Consider the following 25,569-nt stretch of genomic DNA (forward strand, 5'->3'; position numbering starts at 1 on the left):
TGTGCTCACAGCCTAGGGGACGGTAACGTAGACGCTCGTGCACGTACTCTCCGTCAGCTCTTTGAAAGGCGGGGTCGGCAAGACGACCGTGACGCTCGGGCTGGCCTCCGCCGCCTTCGCACGTGGCGTTCGCACTCTTGTCGTCGACCTCGACCCACAGTCCGACGTCTCGACCGGCATGGACATCTCCGTCGCCGGCCGACTCAACATCGCCGACGTCCTGGCGAACCCCAAGGAGAAGGTCGTCCGACAGGCGATCACCTCCAGCGGGTGGGCCAAGGTCCACCCCGGCACGATCGACGTGCTCATCGGCAGCCCGTCGGCCATCAACTTCGACGGTCCGCACCCCAGCGTTCGCGACGTGTGGAAGCTCGAAGAAGCCCTCGCCACCATCGAGAGCGAGTACGACCTCGTGCTCATCGACTGCGCCCCCTCGCTCAACGCCCTCACGCGCACCGCGTGGGCGGCGAGCGACCGGGTGATCGTCGTCACCGAGCCCGGGCTCTTCTCGGTCGCCGCCGCCGACCGCGCGCTGCGCGCGATCGAAGAGATCCGCCGCGGCCTCTCCCCGCGTCTGCAGCCGCTCGGCGTCGTCGTCAACCGCGTGCGCCCGCAGTCGATCGAGCACCAGTTCCGCATCAAGGAGCTGCGCGACATGTTCGGCCCCCTCGTGCTGAACCCGCAGCTGCCCGAGCGCACCTCGCTCCAGCAGGCGCAGGGCGCCGCGAAGCCGCTCCACGTGTGGCCCGGCGACTCGGCTCAGGAGCTCGCCGCAGACTTCGACGCCCTGCTCGACCGGATCGTTCGCACCGGCCGTATCCCGGTCGAGAACGAGACACCGCAGGCCTGACCCTCCGCCCCCGGTCCATCTGCGGGCAGGGCCTATCTGCGGGCACGGTCCATCGGGGGGACGATCGCGCGGGCCGCACGGCGGCAGGGTCGGACGGCGGCAGGGTCGGACGGCGGCAGGGTCGGACGTGTACCGTCACGCGGAGAACCCGCCGCCACGCCGCAGCCGCGGCATCCCGCCCCGGCGTGTCGCCCACCGACTCCGCACGACGGCGCACCCTCCCGGACCGTGCCCGCACGGTCATGGCAAGACCCGTCGTACCGTCACGCGGAGAACCCGCCGCCACGCCGCAGCCGCGGCATCCCGCCCCGGCGTGTCGCCCACCGACTCCGCACGACGGCACACCCTCGCGGACCGTGCTCGCACGGTCATGGCAAGACCCGTCGTACCGTCACGCGGAGAACCCGCCGCCACGCCGCAGCCGCAGCATCCCGCCCCGGCGTGTCGCCCACCGACTCCGCACGACGGCGCACCCTGCGGCCGTCAGTCGGCCCCGAATCTCCCGCGACCCGTCGGCGGAAGCCGACTCAACGAAAGAACCCCGGATGCCGTGGCATCCGGGGTTCCGAAGAAGTCTGGGTCAGGCGGTACGGGCCGCGCGGCGGGCAGCGAGCTCGTCGACGCCTTCGGCGGTCGCGGACTCGAAGTCGACGAGCGTGGACTCGACCTCGCGCAGGACCTTACCCACGGCGATGCCGAACACGCCCTGACCGCGGCTCACGAGGTCGATGACCTCGTCGTTGGAGGTGCAGAGGTACACCGAGGCGCCGTCGCTCATCAGCGTGGTTCCCGCGAGATCGCGGATGCCGGCGGCCCGCAGCTGCTCGACGGCGGTGCGGATCTGCTGGAGCGAGATGCCGGTGTCGAGCAGACGCTTGACGAGCTTGAGCACGAGGATGTCGCGGAACCCGTACAGGCGCTGCGACCCCGAACCGCTCGCGCCCCGAACGGTCGGGACGACCAGCTCGGTGCGGGCCCAGTAGTCGAGCTGACGGTACGTGATGCCGGCCGCGCGAGCCGCCACAGCTCCTCGATAACCGGTGTCGTCGTCCATCTCGGGCAGACCGTCGGTGAAGAGGAGTTCGGTGGCGAACCGGGGTTCACCGACTGTGTCGCCAGCGGTCATGCTCGCGTCCCTCCTCATCGGCTCGATATCCCCACGCTAGATCAGCCATGCGTCCGCGGCAACGACATCCGGCCGGAGTGTTCCGGCGTGTCGCGTTCAGGACAGCATCCGCTCGATCGCGTCGCGGACGAACAGGGTGCGCACCTCGTCGAGCCGGGCCGCCAGCTCGGGCGCGAGTTCGCTCGCGCGTGCGCGGGATGCCGCATCCGGGCGCCGCAGAAGAGCGGAGAGGGCCGACTCCACGAGGGCCGCCTCGCGCTCCGCGCTCTGGCGGAGCGAGCGCACGTGACGGGGTTCGATTCCGTGGCGGTCGAGGGCCACGAGGGTGCGCAAGAGCGACACCGTCTGTTCGGAGTACGTCTCCGCGGCCGTGATGACCCCGGTGCTGATGGCGTCGTTGAGAAGCTGCGGGCCCGCTCCTGCTGTGGCGAGGAGCTCGTCGCGGCGGTAGCGCCGCGGCGTCGCCGTCATCGACGGCATCGAGGTCGGCGGAGCGGGGTTGCGCCCCGCGTCGAGGTCGGCGAGGTAATCGCGGATGACGACGAGGGGCAGGTAGTGATCGCGCTGGAGCGTGAGCGCCATGCGGAGACGCTCGAGGTCGGCGGCGGAGAACTTGCGGTAGCCCGAATCGGTGCGGGTGGGCGAGACGATTCCCTGCACCTCGAGGAAGCGGAGCTTGCTGGAGGTGAGCGCGGGGAACTCCGGCGTCAGGCGCGCGAGTACCTGACCGATGCTCAACAGCCCCGAGGCCGCCGGACGACCGCGGGCGGGGGCTGCCGCCATCAGTGCTCTGCCGGGGGCAGATCGACCGGCGAGACGAAGAAGTTCAAGCGGAACTTGCCGATGCGCACCTCGGACCCGTTCGCGAGGACCGAGCGGTCGACGCGCTCGCCGTTGACGTAACTGCCGTTCAGCGAGCGCTGGTCGACGATCTCGAAGGACGTTCCGGTGCGGGTGATCTCGGCGTGCCGTCGCGAGACCGTGACGTCGTCGAAGAAGATGTCGGCCTCGGGGTGGCGTCCCACCGTGGTGACGTCGGTGTCGAGCAGGTACCGGGCGCCGGTGGTCGGACCCGAACGCACGATGAGAAGCGCGACGCGGGAGGGCAGCGCGTCGATGGCCTCGAGCTCGGCCTCGGTGAGGTCGGCGCCGAAGGGGACGAACGACAGGTCGGCGTCATGGCCGAACGTCTGGGTCGTGTCGTGCGAGCGCTCCGACGCGGGGCCGTCAGCCGCGCGACGAATGTCGTCACGCTCGAATCTGCGGGTCTCGTCCACGGCTTCTCCTTCTTCTTCACCACCCCCGGCCGGTTCTGACGTGAACGGTCGAACCGGCCTCGCGCGGTGGTGGTGGGGCTTCGTCTGTGCTCTTGTGTCGACGCCGGTCTCCGCTGCGGGAGTGACGTCGATCGCCCGACGGGACACTCGAACCTACCGATCACAGGTCGGCCATGTCGAGTCCGTCGACTCACGCCGTTCACAGTTCCCGAGCGAAGCGGTGCGCCGCGCTCGCGTGACCGGAAAGGCGCACGTCTGAGATTCTCCCATCTTCACGCCCCACGTCGTGACCGCGGGCGCGAAGCTCGTACGCGAACCGTCACCGTTCGACACCCAGCCCCCACCCTGCCCATCGTCATTAGGGTCGAAGGGTGACTTCCTCCGTCGTGCCCCGCCGCCGCTCCCTCTCCGCCGTCCTCGCGAGTCTTCTCCTGGCGGTGGCTGCGCTGTTCGTGCTGCCCGCCTCCCCCGCGTTCGCGCACGACGAACTCGTGTCGACCGACCCGTCGGCCGACGCCGTGCTCGACGCGCTGCCGAGCCAGATCACCTTCACCTACAGCGCCGACATCCTCACCGAAGACGGCACCGCCGTCGCGGAGGTCACCGACGCAGACGGCACCGCCCTCACCGAGGGGACCCCGGTCGTCTCGGGTGCCGACGTGACGCAGACGTTGGCGGGGTCGGCATCCGGTGTCGTCACGGTGAAGTGGCGGGTCGTGTCCAGCGACGGGCACCCGATCGACGGCACCTTCACGTTCACCGTCGCCGCGGCGAGCCCCACGCCCACCGCGACCCCCACGACGACGTCCAGCACGACCCCCTCGGCTCCGACGACGACGGCTCCCGCCACGGCGACCCCGGATGCCACGCCGGTGCCGACCGAGAACACCTCCGACGCCTCTCCGCTCCCGTGGATCCTGCTGGTCGTGGCGCTCGTGATCGTCGCCGGTGCGATCGCGTGGCTGTTCGTCGCGCGCGGTCGCCGCGACTCCTCGCGCGGCGGTTCCGCGGGCACGACCGGACGATAGGATTTCCTCATGCCTCATTACGATCTGGTCATTCTTGGTGCGGGTCCCGGCGGCTACGTCGCCGCCGTCCGCGGCGCACAGCTGGGGCTGTCGGTCGCGGTCATCGAAGAGAAGTACTGGGGCGGTGTCTGCCTCAACGTCGGCTGCATCCCCTCGAAGGCGCTGCTGCGCAACGCCGATCTCGCGCACACGTTCCACGCGAAGGCCGACCTGTTCGGCATCTCCGGCGACGTGCACTTCGACTTCGGCAAGGCGTTCGACCGTTCGCGCTCCGTCGCGGCCGGCCACGTCAAGGGCATCCACTACCTGATGAAGAAGAACAAGGTCACCGAGTACGAGGGCCGTGGGTACTTCGCCGACGACCACACCATCGACGTGACACTGACCGACGGGTCAAAGCAGCAGGTCACCTTCGACAACGTCATCGTCGCCACCGGCTCGACCGTACGCCTGCTCCCCGGCGTCACCCTGTCGGAGAACGTCGTCACCTACGAGGAGCAGATCCTCAACCGCGAGCTCCCCGCGTCGATCGTCATCGTCGGCGCCGGTGCCATCGGCATGGAGTTCGCCTACGTCATGGTGAACTACGGCGTGAAGGTCACCATCATCGAGTTCCTCGACCGTGCCCTGCCGAACGAAGACGCCGAGGTCTCGAAGGAGATCCAGAAGCAGTACAAGGGCTACGGCGTCGACATCCTCACCTCGACCAAGGTCGAGTCGGTCACCGACCACGGCGACAAGGTCACGGTCGCGTACACCGCCAAGGACGGCTCGCAGGGATCGATCGATGCCGACCGCGTGCTCATGTCGATCGGCTTCGCCCCGAAGGTCGACGGCTTCGGCCTCGAGAACACCGGGGTGAAGCTCACCGAGCGCGGCGCGATCGACATCGACGACCACATGCGCACCAACGTGCCGCACATCTACGCCATCGGCGACGTCACGGCGAAGCTGCAGCTCGCGCACGTGGCCGAGGCCCAGGGCGTCGTGGCCGCCGAGACCATCGGCAACGCGGAGACGCAGACCCTGGGCGACTACCGCAACATGCCGCGCGCCACGTTCTGCAACCCGCAGGTCGCGTCGTTCGGTCTCACCGAGCAGCAGGCGCGTGACGCCGGCCACGACATCAAGGTCGCGAAGTTCCCCTTCTCGGCCAACGGCAAGGCGAACGGTCTGGGCGAGCCCGTCGGCTTCGTCAAGCTCGTCGCCGACGCGGAGACGCTCGAGCTCATCGGCGGCCACCTCATCGGCCCCGACGTCTCGGAGCTTCTGCCGGAACTGACGCTCGCGCAGAAGTGGGACCTCACCGCTCTCGAGGCGGCCCGCAACGTGCACACCCACCCGACGCTGTCGGAGGGTCTGCAGGAGGCGTTCCACGGCCTCACGGGACACATGATCAACCTCTGACCCCTCCAGAGAACGTCGAAGGCCCGCCCGGTTCGCCGGGCGGGCCTTCGACGTTCGTGCGCGGGCGGTCTCAGTGCCCGAGCGCGCGAGCGAGCTTGGATCCGGATGCCGCGGGCCGCCCGCCCGCCGCGAACACCGCCGCGTCGACCGCGGCGAAGAACGCGGCACGACCGTCGTCGTCGGCCGGGCCGGCGGGTCCGAGCTCGACCTCCCATTCGCGCCACGCCGATTCCGCACCGCGGCGCTCGTCGCGGGCACGGACCCGGTCGTCCACGAACTCGGCGACCTCTCCCCCGTCCGCGTCGAGCAGGGCGTACGCGGTGCGACTGTTCCGCACGCGCGCGAGCGGGACGAACGGGGGCGCAGCGACCGAGGCCACGGCATCCTGGACCGCCGGAGGCACAACGGGCTCGGCCTCCGGATCGAGGTCGGCCTCGAGCGGCCACTGCGTCTCGGTGCGGCCACCACCCTGCGCCGGACCCTTCACGTGCCACCCGGCATCGGGACCGCCGAGGCGGCGACGCACCGCGATGCCCGCACGCGCGAGATCGGCCGCAGCGGTATCGAGATAGCGTGCATCGAGGTCACGCGGCTCGGGTTCGCCCACGCGGACCACGCCCGGCAGCCCCGACCAGTCGGGGAGCGGCGTGGTGTCGTCGACGTCGTACTTCGACTCGACCTCGACGCTCGACGCGCCGTGGGAGCCTTCGCTCAATCGTCGCGCCCGTCGGCGTCGGGGTTGATGTCTTCGGTCTCTTCGACGAACGCGAACACGGCCTGGGTGGGGCCGTCGGATTCGCCGGTGTGCTCCAGGCCGCCCTCACGGCGGTAGACGAGCTGTCCCTCGCTGTAGGGCATGATCAGCGTGTCATCGGACTCGTTCTCGAGCGGGAGCACCTGCCCGTCGAGCGGGCCTCCGGTCAGTCGTGCAATAGCCATGCCGCCAGCGTAGACCGCGGGTCCGACACCGCCCCTCACCTTGACAGCGCGGGCCTAGAATCGCTCGGGTGACGTCGACGGACCTGCCCGGTGATCGCCCGTTCGTCCTTCTCGCCACACGCGCCGAGGACCGCCCGGCCGACGAGGAGTACGCCCTCTTCCTGCGATACAGCGGCCTCGCGCCCGAGCGGCTGACCCGGGTCCGCCTCGAGCGCGACGCCATGCCCGACCTGGACCTCGATGCGATCTCGGGGATCCTCGTGGGCGGCAGCCCGTTCAACGCCTCGGATCCCCTCGAGAAGAAGTCTCCCGTCCAGCGCCGGGTCGAGTCGGAGATGGCGACGCTGCTCGACGAGGTGGTCGCCCGCGACCTGCCGTTCCTCGGCGCGTGCTACGGCGTCGGGACGCTCGGAACGCACCTGGACGCCGAGATCGACGGCACCTACTCCGAGCCCATCAGCGTGGTGGAGGTATCGCTCACGTCCGAAGGACGCGCCGACCCGCTCGCGGCCGATCTCCCCGACACGTTCTCCGCCTTCGTCGGCCACAAGGAGGCGATCACGACGCTCCCCCCGGCGGCGACGCTGCTCGCGTCGTCGCCGACATGCCCGGTGCAGATGTTCCGGGTCGGACGGAACGTGTACGCCACGCAGTTTCACCCGGAGCTCGACGTCGACGGGATCGTCACGCGCATCCACGCCTACGCCGCGTTCGGCTACTTCGCGGCCGACGAGCTCGACCTCACCCTCGCGGCAGTGCGTCGCGCTCCGGTGCACGCCCCCTCGCGCCTGCTGCGCACCTTCGTCGAGCGCTACGCCCGCTGATCCCCGCGTCCGAGAGCGGCGCGCTGCCTCCGCCGTGTCCGAGAGCGGCGCGCCGACCCGCCGCGCCCGAGACCGGCTCTCGGGAGAGATCTCACGCCCGCGCGAGCGGATCGACCCGGACGACCTCGAGGGCCGCCGTGACGGCGGGATGAGCGCGCCGAAGGAAGGGATCGAGGCCGAGGTCGACCAGATGCACGCGGCCGGCGAGCTCGGGGCCCTGACCGCGGACGAGTCCGGCCTTGAGAGCGCCGAACGTGACGGTGACGTCGGCGGGGAGGACGGCGGCATCCGCGGTCCCGTCGTCGGGGTCGAGACCACTCGGCAGGTCGACGGCCACGACGCGCGGGCGCACTTCGAGGGCGCGCAGAGCCTCGACGAGGGCGCGGGCGCTTCCTCGCAGGCGACGGTCGGTGAGGCGGCCGATGCCCAGGATGCCGTCGAGGACGAGCGCATAGTCTCCGACGCGCCCGCACACCTCCGATGCGGACACCACACGTGCGCCCGCGACGACGGCAGTATCGAGGGCCTCTCGGTGGACGCGGTCGCGGACGAGGACGACGTCGACGCGATCCGCGATGCGGGTCAGGTCGGCGGCGGCGAACAGGGCGTCGCCGCCGTTGTCGCCGGCCCCGGCGAGAACGAGGACACGGCCGGGGGCGACGCGGAGCTCGGCCGCGGCGACGTCGGCGAGGGCCCGCGCGGCCCACCGCATGAGCGGACGCCCCTCGGCGAGCAGCGGAGCCTCCGCGGCGCGGATGGCGTCGGCGGTGTACGCGGCGACGCGCGGCGTTGCGGAACCCGCGGGCTCAGGCATCTCGTCCCGCCCCCGCGCGCTGGTCGGCCTCGGTCTCACGCTCGGCCGCGGCGGGATCGTTCGTCGCGAGCGTCTCGCGTTCCTTCTCCTCCGCCTCGCGAGCGGCCTGAAGCTCACCCGTGGCGGCCGCCACAGCCTTCTCGGCCCGGCGCACGCGGAACTGGATCATGGTCGTCGCCCCGTACTTCGCACGGACACGATCGTGGTCTTCTTCCGTGGCGACGGTGATGTAGGCCCCGGAGATGAGGATCACCTGGCTGGAGAGGTTGAGCCAGAGAAGCAGGGCGATCAACGCCGCGAAGGTCGCGAGCAGCGGGTTGCTGCTCGCACCCCCGACGAATAGGCCCGACAGCTGCTGCAGCACGACGAGACCGACACCGCCGAGAAGGGCCCCGCGGATGAGAGTGCCCTTTCGTGCCCGCACCCCCGACAGGAGGGCGAAGGCCGCCGCGATCGCCGCGGCGTCCAGAGCGAGCACGACGACCGTCGACACCAGCCAGGTGAGGAACGCGGTGATCCAGGAATCCGCGGAGACGCCGAGCAGGTCGCGGATGAAGGTGAGTCCCGCCGTGGCGAGAAAGGTCACACCCGCCGCCGCGACGAGAGCGACGCCGATGCCGACGGCGAGGGCGAGGTTGCGCAGGAGCACCCACACGATGAACATGTCGTCGGTCGCGACGCCGGCGATCTGGCGCAGCGCCGAACGCAACGAGCCGATCGCGCCGATCGCGGCACCGACGAGACCGATGGTTCCCACGATGCCCGCGACCGTGAGTCCACCCGGCGCCTCGATGTCGCGCACGTCGATGAGACCGTTCTCGCCCACGAGCCCCGGGACCACACCGTTCACGGACTGAACGAGGGCGTTCAGCCCGTCGGGGTTGCCCGACAGCCACAGCGCGGCGAACGAGAAGCCGATCAGCACCGCGGCGAACAGACTGAACAGGGTGCGATAGGTGACGCTGTCAGCCAGCATGGGCCCACGCGCACCCGAGTAGACGAGGAAAGCGCGCACGAGGCGGAGCGACAAAGCCCACGCGGTGACGCGACGGATGAGGTCGGCCATGGGGTCAGCGTAACGGCGGGCGAGAAGGGCCTCTCGGGGGTTGACCCATCGTTTCGCGGGAGACAGCCGTCGCCGGATCGTCACGTCGGTCGGGCCAGGACCTGCCACCACGTGCCGAAGAGCAGGAACGGACCGAACGGGAGGGGCACCCGGCGTGCGCCCGCGAGGACGGCACCGACCGCGGCGATGCCCCCGGCGACGAACCCCACACAGAGCCCGGATGCCACGCCCCCGGCGCCCTCCCACCCGAGCACCGCCCCGCAGACACCGGCGAGCTTCACGTCGCCCCCACCGAAGTCGGCGGGGCGCGCGAGATGGACCACGAGGCACACGAGAAAGGCACCGGCCGCACCGAGCACGACCCCGGCGCTGCGCGATGGTTCGTGGACGGCCGCCGCGGCGATCGACAGCAGCAGGATGACCACCGCACCCCCGGGCAGGACGACCACGTCGGGGAGGCGTCGGTCGCGCACATCGACGAGGGCGAGCACCGCGCTGAGCACCGCGAACACCGACAGGGCCGGGGCGAGGGGCGGCGGCATCCGGAATCAGGCGTCGAGGACGAGAAGATCGACCTGCACGATCGCCCCCGGAACGATTCCCTCGGCGTCGCGCACGGCCCGTTTGAGCGGGAGGACGTACACCCCACCCGCCTGAGGGAAGATCGACGTGCGCCACGTGGAGGTGCCGATCGTCGCATCGACTCGGACACCGCCGAAGCCGCGCCGGTACGTCTGCGTCTCGCGGATGTCGTCGCTCAGCTCGGGCGGAAGCGCAACGAAGTACCAGTCACTGTCGCTTCGCGCCGCCCAGCGGAAGACATCGCCCTCGAACCTCACGATCACGGCGGGATCCTCTCGTCGCGGCCACCCTACTCGGGACCTCCGACACCGGGCGGACGTTCTCCCCCGTGCAGGAGGAGTGCGCTCACGCGCGCATCCAGCCAAACCGCGGAGGCGACCGCGAGCAGGTACACGAGGAGATCGCGCGGGTCGAAGCCCGTGCCGAGGACGAGGGCCGCGGGCGGAAAACGCTCGGCCAGAGTCGCGGGGATGCCGCTGAGCTGGAGGAGCTCCACGACGACGCACCACGTCGCAGCCACGGCGGCGAGCACGACGCGGTGGCCGCGCGGCCACACCAGCACCAGACCCGCGTAGGTCGCGACGGCATACAACGCATCGCCCGCGATGTCGGTGGCGATCGAGTCGGGAAGGGCCCGCGCGACGATCAGACCGGCCGCGATGACGACGATCAGGGCGGCGAGAGCGGCGACCCGCCGATGCCGCACCGTCATGCTCTCCCCAGGCGATCGGATCGCCGGGAGGGGGCGGCGGTCGTCATTCGAGCACTCCCGCCGCGCGAGCCGGTTCTGCGTAGGCGCGGGCAAGGCTCGCGACGGTGTCGTGCGCGTTCAGACCGCTGGGGTTCGGCAGCACCCACGTGGGGACCCCGGCGATCGCCTCCTCCTGGCAACCGGCGAGGGCCTTCGGCCGGTGGAAGCCCTCTCGGTAGGCGGTCAGCCCGACCACGGCGACCGCACGCGGACGCCAGACCGCGACCCGCTCGCTCAGCGCGGCGGCACCCGCCCGCAGTTCTTCTCGGCTCACTTCGTCGGCTCGCGCGGTCGCTCGGGCGACGAGGTTGCTGACCCCGATTCCCGCGTCGAGGATCAGTCGGCGGTCCGCCTCGGTCAGCGTCCCGGTGTAGTCCGGCAGCCGCGGAAGGATCCCGGCCTCCCCCAACGCCGGCCAGAACCTGTTGCCCGGTCGGGAGAAAGGGGTGCCGGTCGCCGCCGTCCACAACCCGGGGTTGATGCCGACGAAGAGCAGCCGGACACCGGGTTCGACGAGGTCGGGGATCGTGGCATCCCGGAACGACTCGAGCTCAGCGCGCGTATATCCCATGAGACCACTATGACCACTACCCCGGTCCGATCCCGTGCATCTGCCAGGATCGGAGGAATGGATGCCGTGCCCGCGCTCACCGAGATCCCCGCACCGCAGTTCGTCATCGTCGGCGACAACGTGCGACTGGCGACGTACACGTGGGGCGATCCCGACGCGGATGCCGTGCTGTGCGTGCACGGCTTCGGATCGAGCACACGAGACAACTGGGTCAACACCGGCTGGGTCCGTGACCTGCTGCGCGCGGGGTTCCGCGTCGTCGCGGTCGACCAGCGTGGCCACGGCGCGAGCGACAAGCCGCACGATGCCGCGTCGTACACGATGCCGACGCTCGTCGGCGACCTCGTCGCCGTGCTCGACACCTATCTCCTCGATGCGGTGCGCTACCTGGGCTACTCGCTCGGCGGACGCGTCGGCTGGCAGCTCGCGGTCGACGCGCCCGAGCACGTCGACAGGGCGGTGCTCGGTGGCATCCCGGACGGTCGGCCGCTGGCGCGGCTGAAGGTCGACCAGGCCCGGGCGTTCCTCGACCACGGGACCCCGGTGGAGGATGCCACGACCCTGCGCTACGTGTCCCTCGCCGAGCGTGTGCCCGGAAACGACCTGCGCGCGCTGGTGGCGATCGCGGAAGGGATGCGCCTGGGCGAGACCGATCCCGACCCCGCGTCGCCGCCGCAGCAGCCCGTGCTCATCGCGACCGGCACCGAGGATCCCATCCACGACCAGTCGCAGCATCTCGCCTCGCTGCTGCCGCACGGGGAGTTCTCCGACATCCCCGGACGCCACCACGTCAACGCACCGGGCGCGCGGACGTTCCGTGAGGCGGGCGTGGAGTTCCTCTCGCGCGACGCCTGACGGCACCGCGGACACGGAGCCTCGCGACAGGCTCAGCCGCAGTCGTACACCGTGTCGGGCGCGGAGGAGTCGATTTCGCAGTTTTGCCCGACCCACGAGCGGATCTGCGCCGAGGTCGTCTCCGTCGAGGCCGAACCGGCCGCACCGCCGCCGTCCCCGAAGGCTCCCGAACCGCGATCCTGGCCCGAGATGACGTATCGCAGCTGCCCGGACTCGACCAGGTCGATGAACCCGTCGAGCGTGGGTACCGCGTCGGATCCGTTGAATCCGCCGATCGGAAGGATCGACGCCCCGTCCGAGGCGAGGATGAGCGACGCAGCGGACTGTGCCCCGAACGTGGCCGCGAGGTAGGTGGTACCCGTGTCGCGGGCCTGAAGCCATGCGACGAGGTCGGCGCTCGCCGTGCTCGCCCCCATCGCTCCTCCCCCACCGAAGCCCCGGGCACCGCCACCCCGCGGGGCTGTACCGGTACCGCCGGTCGCCGGTCCACCCTGCGCGGACGAGCCACCGGACCCACCCGGGCCGGAGCCCTGCCCACCCGTCCCGGGGAACTGGCCACCGGGGGCTGTCCCGGAGCCTCGCCCGTCGACGCCGCCGGGGCCTCGCATCCCGGCGCCCCCGAAGCCCCCCGCCGACATCTCCGAGACACCACCGGCGACGGGGTTGATCGAGTTCGGGTGGGCGATCGTCACCGCCGACCACACCGCCGGGGTGAGCAGCAAACCGACGACCGTCGCGGCGACGGTGACCAGGCGCGCACGATGCCGCGAGATCAGCACGCCGATCGCGACAGCGGCGACGACCGCCTGCGCGAGGGACACGGGGATGCTGTACCCCCCGACCGAGAAACCGATGACCACGGCGGTCACCGCGGCGACCCCGATGATCGCGACCTGCGGCCAGGTCTTCCCGTCGCGGTGGGAGATCGCGAGAGCCGTGCCCACGACGAGGGCGAGCGGGACGGCGAGAGCCGCCGTGTAGAACTGGTGCATCCCCGACACCGCGGAGAACATGGCGACGAACGTCGCCGTCCACACCGTCAGCAGCAGCGTGATCGGGCGGGGAAGCCGCGACATCCAGAGGACGACGATGCCGACGGCAGCGGCGGGCAGGAGCCAGGCGATCTGTCCCGCCAGCTCCGCGTTGAACAGGCGCAGCACGCCGGGGTCGCCGGAGAACGGCGGGGTGAACGACTCGTACGCGCTGCTGTCGGCGGTGGCCGCGAACCGGCCCAGACCGTTGTAGCCGAAGACCATCTCCCAGGGGTTGTCGGCGATCGTGCTGCCGATGTAGGGCCGACTCCCCGAGGGGATGAGGGCGACGATCGCGACCCACCAGAGGGAGCCGACGGCACTCACCGCGGCCGCGACGGCCAGGTGCAGAACGCGCCGGGCCCACGACTGCCGCGTGCACAGGTAGGCGGCGGCGAGAGCCGGCCAGACCGCCCACGCTTCGAGCATGTAGAACTGGAACGACAACCCGATGAACGCCCCCGCCACGACGAGCCACCCGGGACTGCGCTCCTGGACCGCCCGCACGGACGCCCACGCGGTGAGGGCGAGACCGAGCACGAAGAAGGACTCGGGCTGGTTCGACCTCGACACGGCCACGAGGATCGGGGTGACGGCGACGATCACCCCCGCGAGGAGCCCCGCGCGCTCTCCCGCCAGCCGTCGACCGGCCACGGCCGTGACCAGGGCGGCGGCGGTGGCGGCGAGGGCGTTCGGGAGGATCACCGTCCACGCCGAGTAGCCGAAGACCCGGACGAAGAGCGCGGGGACCCAGAAGGAACCGGGGATCTTGTCGAGCGTGACGGTGCCGGCGGGGTCCACCGCGCCGAAGAAGAAGTTCGACCAGGAGCGGCTCATCGACAGGGCGATCGACGCGTAGTACTCGGAGGGCGCCCCCGCCCACACCTGCCAGCCGGTGAGCACCAGGGCGAGGGCGCCGATCGCGACGAGCCCTGCTCCCCAGAGCCGCGGACGGAACCGAGCCGCCCCCGTGGTGTCACGAGCGACGGGAAGGGTCGGGGCGAGGGTGGCGGTCATGCCCGGATCGTAGGCACCCGTCCACTACAGCAGGCTTCACCGAAGCTATGAGCGAGGCGTGGATCGGACTCGCGGCCCACCCTCGGGGCCTCTCCGAGGCGCCGTCTGGAAGAAGCGTCAGGATGCCGCGACCGCGAGCTTCGGCGAGGAGGGCGCGCGCGTCGCGGTGGCCTGGAGGCCGACACGGACGGTCTGACCGGGCGAGAGCGCGGCGGCCCAGTCGGTACCCCGACACGTCACCGTCGTGCCGGAGAGGCTGCAGGTCATTCCCCAGGCGTTCGAGACCGCGGTCGTTCCCGAAGCGTCGAACGAGACCTGCCACCGCGAGACCGTGCCCGTCGCGGTCACCTCGACCTCGGCGACGTAGCCCTCGCCCCACGCGCTCTGCGGAATCCACGTCGCGGTGATTCCCGCGGGCTTCGGACTCGTCGTGGGTTTCGGGCTCGCGGTCGGGCTCGACGTGGGCTTCGGACTTGTCGTGGGTTTCGGGCTCGCCGTGGGCTTCGGGCTCGACGTGGGTTTCGGGCTCGACGTCGGCTTCGGACTCGACGAGGGACTCGCCGTGGGCTTCGGACTCGTCGTCGGCTTCGGGCTCGTCGTCGGCTTCGGGCTCGTCGTCGGCTTCGGCGTGGGAGCCGCCACCGGCGTGAGGATGGGGCGCAGCGCCGCGAGCTTCGCCGTCTGCGGGGTCCGCCAGTCATCGGCGACGAGCCCGCCGGTGTCACCGCTGTTGGGGTTGAACGACCAGTATGCGTAGCTGATCTTCGTCTTGGACAGGTAGGCGACGAGAGTCTTCAGCCAGGCGCGGTCGCTGTCGGTCTCGAGCTTCGTGCCGAACTCCCCCAGCAGCACGGGGGCGATGTTCTCGCGGGCCAGGTACCCCCAGTTGGCATCCCAGACCCCCTCGAGGTTCGCGGGATAGTTCCCGGCCGAGAACCAGGGCTGTGCATAGACGGTGGACGGATAGTCGTGCGGTGAGTAGACCACGCGGTTCTTCACCGACAGGCTGATCGGGGCGGACCGGGCGTCCTTCAGACCACCGCCCCACCACGTGGTCGAACCGTCGCCCTGTCGCTCGATGCCTTCGACGACGATGAGCAGCTTGGGGTTGACCGACAGCACCGCATTGCCGGCGCGGGTCGCCGCGGCGCGCCAGTCACGCGACGAGTCGCCGCACCCCCAGCAGGCGGGCCCGTGGGGCTCGTTGTGCAGGTCGACACCGATGACGGCCGGCTCGTTCTTGTAACGGGCCGCGAGCATCTTCCAATCGTCGATCCACCGCTGCTCGCTGTACCGAGCGGTGTACCACAGCTCACTCTGCGCGGCGGAGTCGGGGCGGTGCCGGTCAAGGATGACAGACAGGCCGTGGGCTTTGGCTCGCGCGATGACCGTGTCCATCAGCTTCAGCGGCGTGAGCGAGACCAGTCCGGGGTTGACCGCGGCGTTGATCGAGTTGGACGTCTTCGCCGCCAGGCACTCGTTCGAGAACGGCAACCGGAGGGCGTTGAAACCCATCGACGCGATGGCATCCAGCCCCTCGTCGAGCGAGATCGACCAGAGCCCGTGCGGGGCGCAGTTTGAGGTCTCCATACCGAACCAGGCGGCGGCCTTGATCGTGTAGGGCGACCCGGATGCCGTGACGATGCTCGCACCCTTGGTCGAGAGCCACCCCGGCACCGACGCCGCGGTCGCCGCGGGCACGACCGCTCCGGCGATCATGGCCGTCGCCGCCACCGCGGCGGTCGCCAGGCGCGCGCCGGCGCGCCACCACCGCATCGTTCGTTTGTGCACCCGGCCCCCGCCTTTCCGGCACATCTTATGTCGCCGCGGACAGGGGCGGGGTCACGGACGCCGAAGGGATGCCGCAGGTCCCGCGTGCGCACGATGGATCGCGAGCGCGAGGTGCAGCGCCGAGAGCACCTCACCGTCATCGAGCCGGACGCCGAGCGCCTCCTCGAGTGCATCCAATCGTTGGTAGAACACCGACCGCGATACATGCGCCGCCGCGGCAGCGGCGGTGCGATTGCCCGGATGCGCCACCACCGCGGCGAGGGCGTCGAGGAGATCGTCGCGCCGCGCGGGCGGAGCCTGGAGAACGGGCGCGAGCATCGACTCGGCATGGGCGAGGAGCCGGTGATCACCGCGCAATGCGGCGACGAAGCGGCGCAAGGGATGGCGCCGCACCCACATCACGCCCGACTCCCCCACCTCACCGGTCTCGGCGAGGTCGAGCGCTTCCCGTGCGGAGTCGAGGGTGTGGCCGAGCATCGTGTCCGCCGCCGTCGGGTCCACGCGCGGCCCCACCACCAGGCGGGCACGTCGGCCCCCCGCGCGGAGCACGGAGAGGAAGCGGTCGACTGTGGCTCCCGCGAACGTCGTGGTCGACGGGAGAGCCAGGAGCACCGGCATCCACCCCTCCGCCGGTTCGTCGGGGCGGCGGGTCGTCCCGCACAGCGCGCGTCCCCCGGCATCGACGGCGGCGGCCTCGACCTCCGCCGCCCCGGCCGCATCGACCGCGAGCCCCAGCACGGCGACGCCCTGGGAGAAGAGCCCCGCGGCGTCGAGGCGCGCGGCCGCCTCGGGGAGAGAGGCGAACCGGCCGGCGAGCAGCGCGTCGACGAGCCGGCGACGCCCCAGGTGCGACCAGTCCTCCCCATCGGCGTCGGCCAGGCGCCCGAGCGCGAGCGCCGTCGCCGCCTGCTCGAGCACGGCGACGCGTCCGGCGGGGTGCGCAGGACCGGCGAGGGCGACCAGCGATCCCCACCGCGTCCCGCGCGCTTGGACGGGCACGACCGACCGGGACTCGTCGGCCTCGCGACCGGACCGCCGGGAGCGTTCCGCCCAGCGCTCGAGCACGGTGTGATCGGCATCGGCGAGATCGGCCACGATCACCTCATGGGCGAGGGACTCCAGGATCACCGGGGCGCGCAACGTGCGTGCGAGGCGCTCCACCACGTAGTCGGCGGGAGCGCCCCGCAGCGCAAGCTCCATGAAGAGCGTTCGCACCTCGTCCCGGGCCCGCAGTGCCGTCGTCTGATCGTCGATGATGCGTCGGTGCACCTGCTCGGTCACGGTGACGAACTTGACTTCGCGGTGCAGGGCGATGAGCGCGAGTCCGGCGGATCGCGCGGCATCGACGACCACGGCGGGGACATACCGGTAGTGCGCACCGAGCTCGATCACGACGCCCACGAGCCCCGCGGCGGCGAAGTCGGCGATGAGGGCTCTCAGCTCTTCGGGGTGCTCGGGCCACGCGGAGGCGGTGGTGAGCAGGAGCTCTCCTCCGTCGAGGAGACGAGCGACCCCCGGGCTGTCGGACACGTGCACCCAGCGCACGGGCTCATCGAGGGCATGCGTGCCGGCGAGGACCTCCGGCATCCCCACGATCAGGGCCGGGACCGCGAGTGCCTCTCCGAGGGTGGGCAGTCCCGGTTCGACAGCGTCCGGACGATCTGTCCGGGTCTGGGCCGATTCGCGACGATCAGACACGTGCACTCCCCCCTATAAACCCGAAGAATCAATCCCATACACCTTAGTGCGCGCCCGGTCGGAGTGTCCGGTCGCCCCCAGCCGAGGAGGACTCGCATGCCCCTGATCCGCCATCACATCGCCGGCACCGAGCACGGCAGCGACGCGCGCACCGGAGACGTCTTCGACCCGGCGACGGGTCGGGTGCAGGCGCAGGTCGCCTTCGCCACGGCATCCGAGGTCGACGAGGCGATCGCCGCGGCCGCCGCCGCGCTCCCCGGCTGGCGGGCCACGAGCCTCATCAAGCGCGCCGACGTCTTCTTCCGCCTCCGCCACCTCCTCGTGGAGCGCACCGACGAGCTCGCCGCGATCATCACGGCCGAGCACGGCAAGGTGATCTCGGATGCCAAGGGCGAGATCAGCCGCGGCATCGAGAACGTCGAGTTCGCCGCGGGCCTGGTTCACCTTCTGAAGGGGGAGCACGCCGAGCAGGTCAGCCGCGGGGTCGACGTGCACTCGGTCAAGCAGCCCGTCGGCGTGGTCGCGGCCATCACCCCCTTCAACTTCCCGGTCATGGTGCCGCTGTGGATGACGGCCTCCGCCATCGCCTGCGGCAACACGGTCGTGCTCAAGCCGAGCGAGAAGGACCCCTCGGCGGCGCTCTTCCTCGCAAAGCTGTACGAGGAGGCGGGGCTCCCCGTCGGCGTACTGAACGTCGTCCACGGCGACAAGGTCGCCGTCGACGCGCTGCTCGACTCCCCCGCGGTGCGCGCGGTGAGCTTCGTCGGCTCCACGCCGATCGCGAAGACGATCTACGCGCGCGCGGCCGAGAACGGCAAGCGCGTGCAGGCCCTCGGTGGTGCGAAGAACCACATGGTCGTCATGCCCGACGCCGACCTCGACTCCGCAGCCGACGCCGCCGTATCGGCCGCCTACGGCTCAGCCGGCGAGCGCTGCATGGCTGTGTCGGTGCTCGTCGCGGTCGGAGACGAGGTGGCCGACGCCCTCGTCGAGAAGGTCTCTTCGCGCATCTCGGGCCTCACCATCGGTCCCGGAACGGATGCCGCGAGCGAGATGGGTCCGCTCATCACCCGCGAGCATCGCGACAAGGTCGCCTCCTACGTCACCGGTGCTGCCGCCGAGGGCGCCGAGGTGGTCGTCGACGGCACGGCACAGCAGTTCGATGGCGACGGCTTCTTCGTCGGCGTCTCGCTGGTCGACCGCGTGGCCCCGGGAATGAAGGTGTACGACGACGAGATCTTCGGCCCCGTGCTCTCGGTCGTGCGCGTGCAGAGCTACGACGAGGCCGTCGCCCTCATCAACGCGAGCCCCTATGCCAACGGCACCGCGGTGTTCACGCGCGACGGCGGCACGGCCCGGCAGTTCGAGTTCGACATCGAGGTGGGTATGGTCGGCGTCAACGTGCCGATCCCGGTGCCGGTGGGCGCGTTCTCGTTCGGTGGCTGGCGCAACTCGCTCTTCGGCGACTCGCACATCTACGGCCCCGAGTCGATCCACTTCTACACGCGCAGCAAGGTCGTCACCACCCGCTGGCCCGACCCCAGCGAGAGCCAGATCAGCCTCGGCTTCCCCAGCAACCACTGAGAACCGGAAAGGGAACCACCATGACCCTCACGACCCCCGATCTCTCGGCCGGCCTCACCCCCGACCCCGAAGCCGACGCCCGCGTCCGCGCGAACGACCGCGGGCATGTGTTCCACTCGTGGAGCGCTCAGGCGCTCATCGACCCGCTGCCGGTCGCCGGCGGCTCGGGTGCCACGTTCTGGGACTACGCGGGAAACAGTTACCTGGACTTCTCGTCGCAGCTGGTCAACCTCAACCTGGGGCACCAGCACCCCGACCTCGTCGCCGCGATCCAGCGGCAGGCGGGCGAGCTCGCCACGATCCAGCCGGCGATGGCGAACGACGTGCGCGGAGAGCTCGCTCGACACATCGTCGAGGTCGCCCCCGCGGGCATGTCGAAGGTCTTCTTCACCAACGGAGGAGCGGATGCCAACGAGAACGCGGTCCGCATGGCTCGCCTGGTCACGGGTAAGCGCAAGGTGCTCGCGATGTACCGCAGCTACCACGGCAACACCTCGACCGCGATCACGCTGACCGGTGACCCGCGCCGCTGGGCGAACGAGCCTGCCGACGCCTCGGTCGTGCACTTCTTCGGGCCGTACGCCTATCGTTCGGCGTTCCACGCGGCGAACGAGGCCGAGGAGACGGCACGAGCCCTGGAGCATCTCGAGCAGACCATCATCCTCGAGGGCGCGTCCACGATCGGTGCGATCATCCTCGAGACGGTCGTGGGCACGAACGGTGTGCTCGTTCCGCCGCCGGGTTACCTCCCCGGCGTCCGGGCGCTGTGCGACAAGTACGGCATCGTCTACATCGCCGACGAGGTCATGGTCGGTTTCGGCCGTATCGGCGAGTGGTTCGCCGTCGACGCCTTCGACGTCACGCCCGACCTCATCACCTTCGCGAAGGGCGTGAACTCCGGCTACGTGCCGCTCGGCGGGGTCGTGATCTCCGACGCGATCGCGGCGCACTTCGACACGGTGGCGTTCCCCGGCGGGCTGACCTACTCCGGTCATCCGCTCGCCTGCGCGCCGGGTGTCGCGACGTTCGAGGTGTTCGCCCGCGACGGGATCCTCGAGCGCGTGCGCGACCTCGGCGAACGCGTCGTGGAGCCGCGCCTGCGGGCGATGGCCGAACGGCATCCCTCGATCGGAGAGGTGCGCGGGCGGGGACTGTTCTGGGCGATCGAGCTCGTGCGCGACCGCGAGACGCGCGAGCCGCTCGTTCCGTTCAACGCCGCCGGTCCCGCGGCCGCGCCCATGACGGCATTCGCCGCCGCGTGCAAGAAGGCGGGGCTCTGGCCGTTCACGCACTTCAACCGCGTGCACGTGGCCCCGCCGCTCGTCATCACCGAGGAGGAGCTCGTGCGCGGCCTCCACATCATCGACGAGGCGCTCACGGTCGCCGACGAGGCAGCCGCGTCGTGAGAGTGCTCCGTAACGTCATCGGCGGCGAGTCGGTCGCCTCCGAGGGCGCCCTGCTCGACCTCGTCAGCCCCGTGACCGGCGAGGTGTACGCGCAGGCACCCGTGTCGACGGACGCCGAGGTGGATGCCGCGGTCGCCGCCGCCGCGGCCGCGTTCGCCGCGTGGAAGCGGGCGACTCCCGCCGAGCGCCAGCTCGCGCTGTTCCGTCTCGCCGATGCGCTGGAGGCCCGGGCGGAGGAGTTCGCCGACCTCGAGTCGGAGGACACCGGGAAGCCGCGCGCCAGCCTCGTCGCCGACGAGATCGTCCAGTCGGTCGATCAGCTGCGCTTCTTCGCCGGGGCGGCGCGCGAGCTGAACGGTCGAGCAGCCGCCGAGTACGCCGAAGGCTTCACCTCGTACGTGCGCCGCGAGCCGATCGGGGTCGTCGCACAGGTGACGCCGTGGAACTACCCCCTGAACATGGCGGTGTGGAAGATCGGTCCGGCGATCGCGGCGGGCAACACCGTGGTACTCAAGCCCAGCGAGACGACCCCTCAGACGACGGTGCTGCTCGCCGAGATCGCCGCCGAGATCCTGCCGCCGGGGGTGCTGAACGTCGTTCTCGGCGACCGCGACACCGGCCGCGCCCTCGTGGAGCACCCCAGTCCCCAGCTCGTCGCGATCACGGGCTCCGTTCGCGCGGGGATGCAGGTCGCGACCTCGGCCGCCCGCGACCTCAAACGCGTCCACCTCGAGCTCGGCGGCAAGGCGCCCGCGATCGTCTTCGCCGACGCCGACCTGGAGGCGGCGGCATCCGGGATCGCCGAAGCCGCGTTCTTCAACGCCGGCCAAGACTGCACCGCGGCGACGCGGCTCCTCGTGCACTCTTCACTGCACGACGCCTTCGTCGAGCGCCTCGTGACGTACGTCGAGCAGCACGTGCGCGTGGGGGCTCCGGACGACCCGGATGCCTTCTTCGGACCGGTGAACAACCCCGACCAGCTCGCACGGGTCGAAGGGTTCATCGAGCGGCTGCCCGCCCACGCGCGGATCGCCACGGGCGGGGCGCGGGTGGGCGACACCGGGTGCTTCTTCGCGCCGACCGTGGTCACGGGCGTCCGCCAGGACGACGAGCTCGTGCAGCAGGAGGTCTTCGGCCCGGTCCTGGCGGTGCAGTCCTTCGACACCGAGGAAGAAGCGCTGGAGCTCGCCAACGGCGTGCCCTACGCGCTCGCCGCGTCGGTCTGGACCCGCGACAGCGGACGCTCCCTGCGTCTCAGCCGCGACCTGGACTTCGGGTGCGTCTGGATCAACGCGCACATCCCGTTCGTCTCTGACATGCCGCACGGCGGGTTCAAGCACTCGGGATACGGCAAAGACCTGTCGATCTACGGCTTCGAGGACTACACGCGCCTGAAGCACGTGATGGCGAGTCTGGACTGAGCGGCGCGCCCCGAGCGCGCGCTCGCGGTGCCGGCGCCCGGCGCGTCCGTGGGCGCGGCAAGATCGAACGCGGCGACGAGCGAACGAGTCAGCCGATGACCCACGATGACGCGCCGGCCGTCACGGCCCACACTGACCCGGCCGGCGCTCCATCGACACGCACCTTCAGCCGAACGCCCAGGCTCACCCAATCGTCCTGCACGACGATCGCTTGCGGCTCATCACTGCAGGAGAGCGTTGTCGCAGCCCCGTCGTCCACGCTGACACCCGCCTCGCCTGCCGGGCCGTGGCATACCGCGTAGATCGACGTCGTGCCCCGATCGCCGGCGATCTGAACGGTCCCCTCTCGCGCAGCCCCGCCACCCCCGGACAGACCACCGTACGGCGTACGCCCTTCCGCGCGCAGTTGCGCGTCCAGGCGGCCCGCCAGAGCAGTAGCCGCGGTGAGATCCTCGGCGGAATCGGATTCTCCTGCCGCGCAGGATGCCAAACCCAGACACAGTCCTGCCACGGCGACGACGCCCACTATTCGCCTTCGCACGCGACGTGTTCCTTCCGGCACGGCATCTCACCCTCCTCCTCGAGCACGGATCGCAGTTGCTGTTTCGCTTTTGCGAGACGGGATCGAGCGGTAGAGGGGTTCAAGCCGAGTACGGCCGCGGCCTCGTGGGATCGAAGCCCGTCCCAGTAAATGAGTCTCACCAGTTCGGCGTCATCGGAGGGAAGCGCCGCGATAGCCGCCCTCACGTCGATCGAGGTGTCGTCCATGGCGGACGATGGGGGCGAGGTCTGCATCTCTTCTGCCAGTCGTTGCACGGCGGCGGAGCGCCTCGCGACGGTGCGGCGAGAATTGAGTGTCACATTGCGCGCAGTGGCGTACAGCCACATTCGGCCTTCTCCTGGGTCCACGGGTATTCTCCGGCGAAGTTTCCACGCGGTGAGAAGCAGTTCCCCGAACGCGTCCGCGGCGTCCGCCGCGTTCGGCAAGCGTCGTTGGAAGTATCGGGCGAGGTCGTCCTCGTTGCGGCGTATGAGCTCGTCGAACGTCGACGTCTGGATCGTGGTCGAGCGCATCAGCTGCAATCGGTTGTCTGACTCGAAAGGCGCACTTCCCGGCCCGGTCGCATCTCATTCACACGATCGCCGAGACCCGCCCACATCCGCTCGGCGACGAGCATATGAATGGCTTGCTGCGTGATCTCCGCGTCCGTCATCTCGATGCGCCGCACCTCGCCGTCCATCTGCCGGACGGGCTCGGAAGCCGCAAGGTCGTCCCGGATCTCGGCCTCTTTCGCCGTGGTGTCCAGCGTCGGCACGTCGATACCACTGACGATCGCTCTCGCGTCACGGACGAGGGGGTCGTCGTCGGCCAGCCCCTCCCACTGGACGACGATGCCCTGGAAGCACGCGGAGCCGTCTGTTCGATCGATGGAGAACACATTGTCTGCGACCCACCCCCACGGTGTCTCCGTTCCCCCACTGGCCACGGCCACGGACCCGCCCCCGATCAGAAGGGCCGACGCGACCGCAGCCGATGTCCAGAACCGGAACCGGCGCCCATGAGGCCCCCGCGCCTCGGCGAGGATCTGCGAGCGATGCGCCGCGAGGCCCGTCGGCGCCGTCACCCGCGGTCCAGCGGCACGGATACGTGCCTCGAGCTCGTCGTCATCCATGGTGGCACCCCTCGTTTGAAACATCGTCCGTGTGAAACACCGTTTCCTCGTACATGTCCGCAGCTGAGAAAACTGTCCAACACCCGCGCGCCATGTTCGTGGGCGAGCTCGTCATCGAGGGAGTCGTCTCGGCGGACCTCGGGCTCCTCTCTCCACAGGCGGAGGGCCGGCAGTCTCCCGACGGGCGCAGCAGCTCACCGGAGCGCGGCAGAACGAGCCGGGGGGGGACGGCGCGGAACCCATCGGTTTCGCACTGCCGGAGGCCTACCGATAGACGACCTTCGCAAGGAGCTCACTCAACGCTTGTCGCTCGGACGGGTCCAAATCAGCAAGGAGAGGGTCGAGTGCGGCGCTGGTGCGGCGCTCAAGCGCCGCCGCGAAGTCCTGCCCCGCCTCGGTGAGCGCGACCGTGAAGCCCCGGCCATCCCCGGCAGCAGGTATCCGAGTAACCAGCTCGCGGCGCTCGGCCCGCGCGATCAGCCCGGACACACTCGACCGGTCGACGCCGAGCGCGGCAGCAAGCTCCGCCATCCGCGGCTGACGGTCCCGAAGTATCGCCAGCATTCGCAGCTGCGTCAACGACATGTCCCCCTCCGCTGAAAGCCGTGTCAGGCGTCCCATCACCTCGAACGACAACCGAGCCAGTTCGTCTACCGGAGCCGACATTGCAACTTTTCCCGCTGGGTGGGCTGGCGCGCTTGACATAGTTGGTAACCCTCACTAGTTTGATTGGCGTTCCCAACTATATCAGCACTGAACAGGACACACCATGTACGCCGCCGTCGTCACCGCATTCGACCAGCCGCCTCTCTACCAGGAGTTCCCCACGCCTCAGCAGGCAGAGGGGCAGGAGCTCGTGACCGTCGTTGCTTCCGCCATCGCTCCCCGCGCCCTGTCTCAAGCGGACGGCTCGCACTACACCAGCACCGACGAACTCCCGCTGATCCCCGGCGTAGATGGCGTCGCCCGTGCCGCGGACGGCAGCCTCCGATACTTCATCCTCCCCGACACCAACCTCGGCGCGATCGCGGAGCAGACCCTCATCGACCCGCAGCGCAGCGTCGCCTTGCCCGAGGGCGTAGACCCCGTCGTGATCGCCGCGGCCATGAACCCGGCGATGTCCTCCTGGATTGCCCTCCGCCGCCGGATCGACTTCCAGCAGGGCTCCCGGGTGCTGATCATGGGCGCCACCGGCAACGCCGGCCGGATGGCCGTGCAGATCACTAAGCGCCTCGGCGCTTCCCATGTCACTGCCGCCGGGCGCGGCGCAGACAAGCTCGCTCCCCTCACCGCGCTGGGCGCCGACACCCTCGTCGATCTCGGCCAGGACGAAGAGGTCACCGCCCGCGACCTCGCCTCAGCCGGCCGCGACGTCGATGTCGTCATCGACTACCTCTGGGGCGCACCCACGACCGCCGCGATGTACGCGATCGTGCCCGCCCGCGACGATGACTCCCAACCGCTGACCTGGATTCAGATCGGATCGGTCGCGGGACGTGAATCTGCGATCCCCTCTGCGGCACTACGCGCCATCAACCTGCGAATCGTGGGCAGCGGTCAGGGCTCCGTCTCCACCCGCGACATCCTCCAAGAACTCCCGGGCCTTGCCGCCGAGGTCACCCACGGCGGCTACGAAATCAACGCCCGCGCCGTGCCGCTGAAAGACGTCACCGCCGCCTGGCGCGAAGCCGCAACCAGCAGCGACCGGCTCGTCATCGTCCCGGAACACTCCTAACGCCAATCCATCCCTCAGCGTCGGTTGCTGCATGGTCCGAAACCGATCGGTTCTGCACGACCTCGAAGCCTGCTCAGTCGCGACGGTTTCCGCGGTGTTTCGGCGCTTTAAATTCCGAATTCA

The 25,569-nt window shown here is 70.3% G+C and carries 27 protein-coding genes; 9 read left to right on the forward strand and 18 right to left on the reverse strand.

What is annotated here, in order from left to right; all coding sequences use genetic code 11:
* Positions 1-37 precede the first annotated feature (37 nt).
* Entirely contained in the window at positions 38-850 is an 813-nt protein-coding gene (locus PIR02_18845; GenBank protein ID WZH36780.1) for a ParA family protein, read from the forward strand.
* A gap of 580 nt (positions 851-1,430) precedes the next feature.
* On the opposite strand, the gene PIR02_18850 is transcribed toward PIR02_18845, so the two are convergent.
* The 3 genes from PIR02_18850 to PIR02_18860 all read right to left on the reverse strand — a co-directional run bounded on the left by PIR02_18850 (position 1,431) and on the right by PIR02_18860 (position 3,253).
* On the reverse strand, positions 1,431-1,976 hold the full coding sequence (locus PIR02_18850) for a MerR family transcriptional regulator (protein WZH36781.1): 546 nt from the start codon (positions 1,974-1,976) through the stop codon (positions 1,431-1,433).
* 96 nt (positions 1,977-2,072) lie between these two features.
* On the reverse strand, positions 2,073-2,759 hold the full coding sequence (locus tag PIR02_18855; protein ID WZH36782.1) for a MerR family transcriptional regulator: 687 nt from the start codon (positions 2,757-2,759) through the stop codon (positions 2,073-2,075).
* On the reverse strand, positions 2,759-3,253 hold the full coding sequence (locus PIR02_18860) for an FHA domain-containing protein (GenBank protein WZH36783.1): 495 nt from the start codon (positions 3,251-3,253) through the stop codon (positions 2,759-2,761). Before PIR02_18860 ends, PIR02_18855 begins: the two co-directional genes overlap by 1 nt.
* A 371-nt stretch (positions 3,254-3,624) precedes the next feature.
* Between PIR02_18860 and PIR02_18865 the strand changes: the two genes are divergently transcribed.
* Positions 3,625-4,281: a copper resistance protein CopC gene (locus tag PIR02_18865; GenBank protein WZH36784.1), complete on the forward strand. Its 657-nt coding sequence runs from the start codon at positions 3,625-3,627 to the stop codon at positions 4,279-4,281.
* Between the two features lie 9 nt (positions 4,282-4,290).
* Positions 4,291-5,688: a dihydrolipoyl dehydrogenase gene (lpdA, locus tag PIR02_18870; GenBank protein WZH36785.1), complete on the forward strand. Its 1,398-nt coding sequence runs from the start codon at positions 4,291-4,293 to the stop codon at positions 5,686-5,688.
* 70 nt (positions 5,689-5,758) lie between these two features.
* On the opposite strand, the gene PIR02_18875 is transcribed toward lpdA, so the two are convergent.
* A complete protein-coding gene (locus PIR02_18875; GenBank protein ID WZH36786.1) occupies positions 5,759-6,403 on the reverse strand; it encodes a CYTH domain-containing protein in 645 nt (214 codons plus the stop codon).
* On the reverse strand, positions 6,400-6,627 hold the full coding sequence (locus tag PIR02_18880) for a response regulator (protein ID WZH36787.1): 228 nt from the start codon (positions 6,625-6,627) through the stop codon (positions 6,400-6,402). Before PIR02_18880 ends, PIR02_18875 begins: the two co-directional genes overlap by 4 nt.
* A 68-nt stretch (positions 6,628-6,695) precedes the next feature.
* Here PIR02_18880 and PIR02_18885 point away from each other — a divergent pair, with 68 nt between their 5' ends.
* The gene (locus tag PIR02_18885) at positions 6,696-7,451 is read left to right on the forward strand and encodes a glutamine amidotransferase (protein WZH36788.1); all 756 of its coding nucleotides are present in this window, start codon (positions 6,696-6,698) and stop codon (positions 7,449-7,451) included.
* Positions 7,452-7,542: 91 nt separating this feature from the next.
* On the opposite strand, the gene PIR02_18890 is transcribed toward PIR02_18885, so the two are convergent.
* The 6 genes from PIR02_18890 to PIR02_18915 form a co-directional block, all read right to left on the reverse strand.
* Complete coding sequence (locus PIR02_18890; GenBank protein WZH36789.1) at positions 7,543-8,265, reverse strand: NAD(P)H-hydrate epimerase; 723 nt, start codon at positions 8,263-8,265, stop codon at positions 7,543-7,545.
* Positions 8,258-9,331: a YihY/virulence factor BrkB family protein gene (locus PIR02_18895; protein ID WZH36790.1), complete on the reverse strand. Its 1,074-nt coding sequence runs from the start codon at positions 9,329-9,331 to the stop codon at positions 8,258-8,260. Before PIR02_18895 ends, PIR02_18890 begins: the two co-directional genes overlap by 8 nt.
* 80 nt (positions 9,332-9,411) lie before the next feature.
* Positions 9,412-9,873, reverse strand: coding sequence for an A24 family peptidase (locus tag PIR02_18900; protein WZH36791.1), 462 nt, complete (start codon positions 9,871-9,873; stop codon positions 9,412-9,414).
* Positions 9,874-9,879: 6 nt separating this feature from the next.
* Entirely contained in the window at positions 9,880-10,176 is a 297-nt protein-coding gene (locus PIR02_18905) for a DUF1905 domain-containing protein (GenBank protein ID WZH36792.1), read from the reverse strand.
* Between the two features lie 26 nt (positions 10,177-10,202).
* Positions 10,203-10,625 (reverse strand): DUF2809 domain-containing protein, encoded by a 423-nt coding sequence (locus tag PIR02_18910; GenBank protein WZH36793.1) that lies wholly within the window; start codon positions 10,623-10,625, stop codon positions 10,203-10,205.
* A gap of 43 nt (positions 10,626-10,668) precedes the next feature.
* A complete protein-coding gene (locus PIR02_18915; protein ID WZH36794.1) occupies positions 10,669-11,235 on the reverse strand; it encodes a mismatch-specific DNA-glycosylase in 567 nt (188 codons plus the stop codon).
* Positions 11,236-11,292: 57 nt separating this feature from the next.
* On the opposite strand from PIR02_18915, the gene PIR02_18920 reads away from it, so the two are divergent.
* Entirely contained in the window at positions 11,293-12,090 is a 798-nt protein-coding gene (locus PIR02_18920; GenBank protein ID WZH36795.1) for an alpha/beta hydrolase, read from the forward strand.
* Positions 12,091-12,122: 32 nt separating this feature from the next.
* Here PIR02_18920 and PIR02_18925 read toward each other — a convergent pair whose 3' ends face one another.
* The 3 genes from PIR02_18925 to PIR02_18935 all read right to left on the reverse strand — a co-directional run bounded on the left by PIR02_18925 (position 12,123) and on the right by PIR02_18935 (position 17,627).
* Positions 12,123-14,138: a glycosyltransferase family 39 protein gene (locus PIR02_18925; GenBank protein ID WZH36796.1), complete on the reverse strand. Its 2,016-nt coding sequence runs from the start codon at positions 14,136-14,138 to the stop codon at positions 12,123-12,125.
* Between the two features lie 117 nt (positions 14,139-14,255).
* On the reverse strand, positions 14,256-15,914 hold the full coding sequence (locus PIR02_18930; protein ID WZH36797.1) for a cellulase family glycosylhydrolase: 1,659 nt from the start codon (positions 15,912-15,914) through the stop codon (positions 14,256-14,258).
* A gap of 66 nt (positions 15,915-15,980) precedes the next feature.
* A complete protein-coding gene (locus PIR02_18935) occupies positions 15,981-17,627 on the reverse strand; it encodes a PucR family transcriptional regulator ligand-binding domain-containing protein (GenBank protein ID WZH36798.1) in 1,647 nt (548 codons plus the stop codon).
* A gap of 96 nt (positions 17,628-17,723) precedes the next feature.
* Here PIR02_18935 and PIR02_18940 point away from each other — a divergent pair, with 96 nt between their 5' ends.
* Genes PIR02_18940 through PIR02_18950 form a run of 3 tightly spaced genes read left to right on the forward strand, consistent with a single transcriptional unit; the run spans position 17,724 to position 22,038 of the window.
* Positions 17,724-19,211, forward strand: coding sequence for a CoA-acylating methylmalonate-semialdehyde dehydrogenase (locus PIR02_18940; protein WZH36799.1), 1,488 nt, complete (start codon positions 17,724-17,726; stop codon positions 19,209-19,211).
* Positions 19,212-19,231: 20 nt separating this feature from the next.
* On the forward strand, positions 19,232-20,617 hold the full coding sequence (locus PIR02_18945; GenBank protein WZH36800.1) for an aspartate aminotransferase family protein: 1,386 nt from the start codon (positions 19,232-19,234) through the stop codon (positions 20,615-20,617).
* Complete coding sequence (locus PIR02_18950) at positions 20,614-22,038, forward strand: gamma-aminobutyraldehyde dehydrogenase (GenBank protein ID WZH36801.1); 1,425 nt, start codon at positions 20,614-20,616, stop codon at positions 22,036-22,038. The genes PIR02_18945 and PIR02_18950 overlap by 4 nt, the downstream gene beginning before the upstream one ends.
* 88 nt (positions 22,039-22,126) lie before the next feature.
* Here the strand turns inward: PIR02_18950 and PIR02_18955 are convergent, their stop codons facing one another.
* The 4 genes from PIR02_18955 to PIR02_18970 form a co-directional block, all read right to left on the reverse strand.
* A complete protein-coding gene (locus tag PIR02_18955; protein WZH36802.1) occupies positions 22,127-22,564 on the reverse strand; it encodes a hypothetical protein in 438 nt (145 codons plus the stop codon).
* Positions 22,564-23,112: a sigma-70 family RNA polymerase sigma factor gene (locus PIR02_18960; GenBank protein ID WZH36803.1), complete on the reverse strand. Its 549-nt coding sequence runs from the start codon at positions 23,110-23,112 to the stop codon at positions 22,564-22,566. The genes PIR02_18955 and PIR02_18960 overlap by 1 nt, the downstream gene beginning before the upstream one ends.
* The gene (locus PIR02_18965) at positions 23,112-23,711 is read right to left on the reverse strand and encodes a hypothetical protein (GenBank protein ID WZH36804.1); all 600 of its coding nucleotides are present in this window, start codon (positions 23,709-23,711) and stop codon (positions 23,112-23,114) included. The genes PIR02_18960 and PIR02_18965 overlap by 1 nt, the downstream gene beginning before the upstream one ends.
* Positions 23,712-23,975: 264 nt before the next feature.
* A complete protein-coding gene (locus PIR02_18970; GenBank protein ID WZH36805.1) occupies positions 23,976-24,377 on the reverse strand; it encodes a MarR family transcriptional regulator in 402 nt (133 codons plus the stop codon).
* Between the two features lie 103 nt (positions 24,378-24,480).
* On the opposite strand from PIR02_18970, the gene PIR02_18975 reads away from it, so the two are divergent.
* Positions 24,481-25,446: a zinc-binding alcohol dehydrogenase family protein gene (locus tag PIR02_18975; GenBank protein ID WZH36806.1), complete on the forward strand. Its 966-nt coding sequence runs from the start codon at positions 24,481-24,483 to the stop codon at positions 25,444-25,446.
* The last annotated feature ends 123 nt before the right edge of the window (positions 25,447-25,569 follow it).

Source organism: Microbacterium enclense, assembly GCA_038182865.1.
GTDB classification, from domain to species: domain Bacteria; phylum Actinomycetota; class Actinomycetes; order Actinomycetales; family Microbacteriaceae; genus Microbacterium; species Microbacterium enclense_B.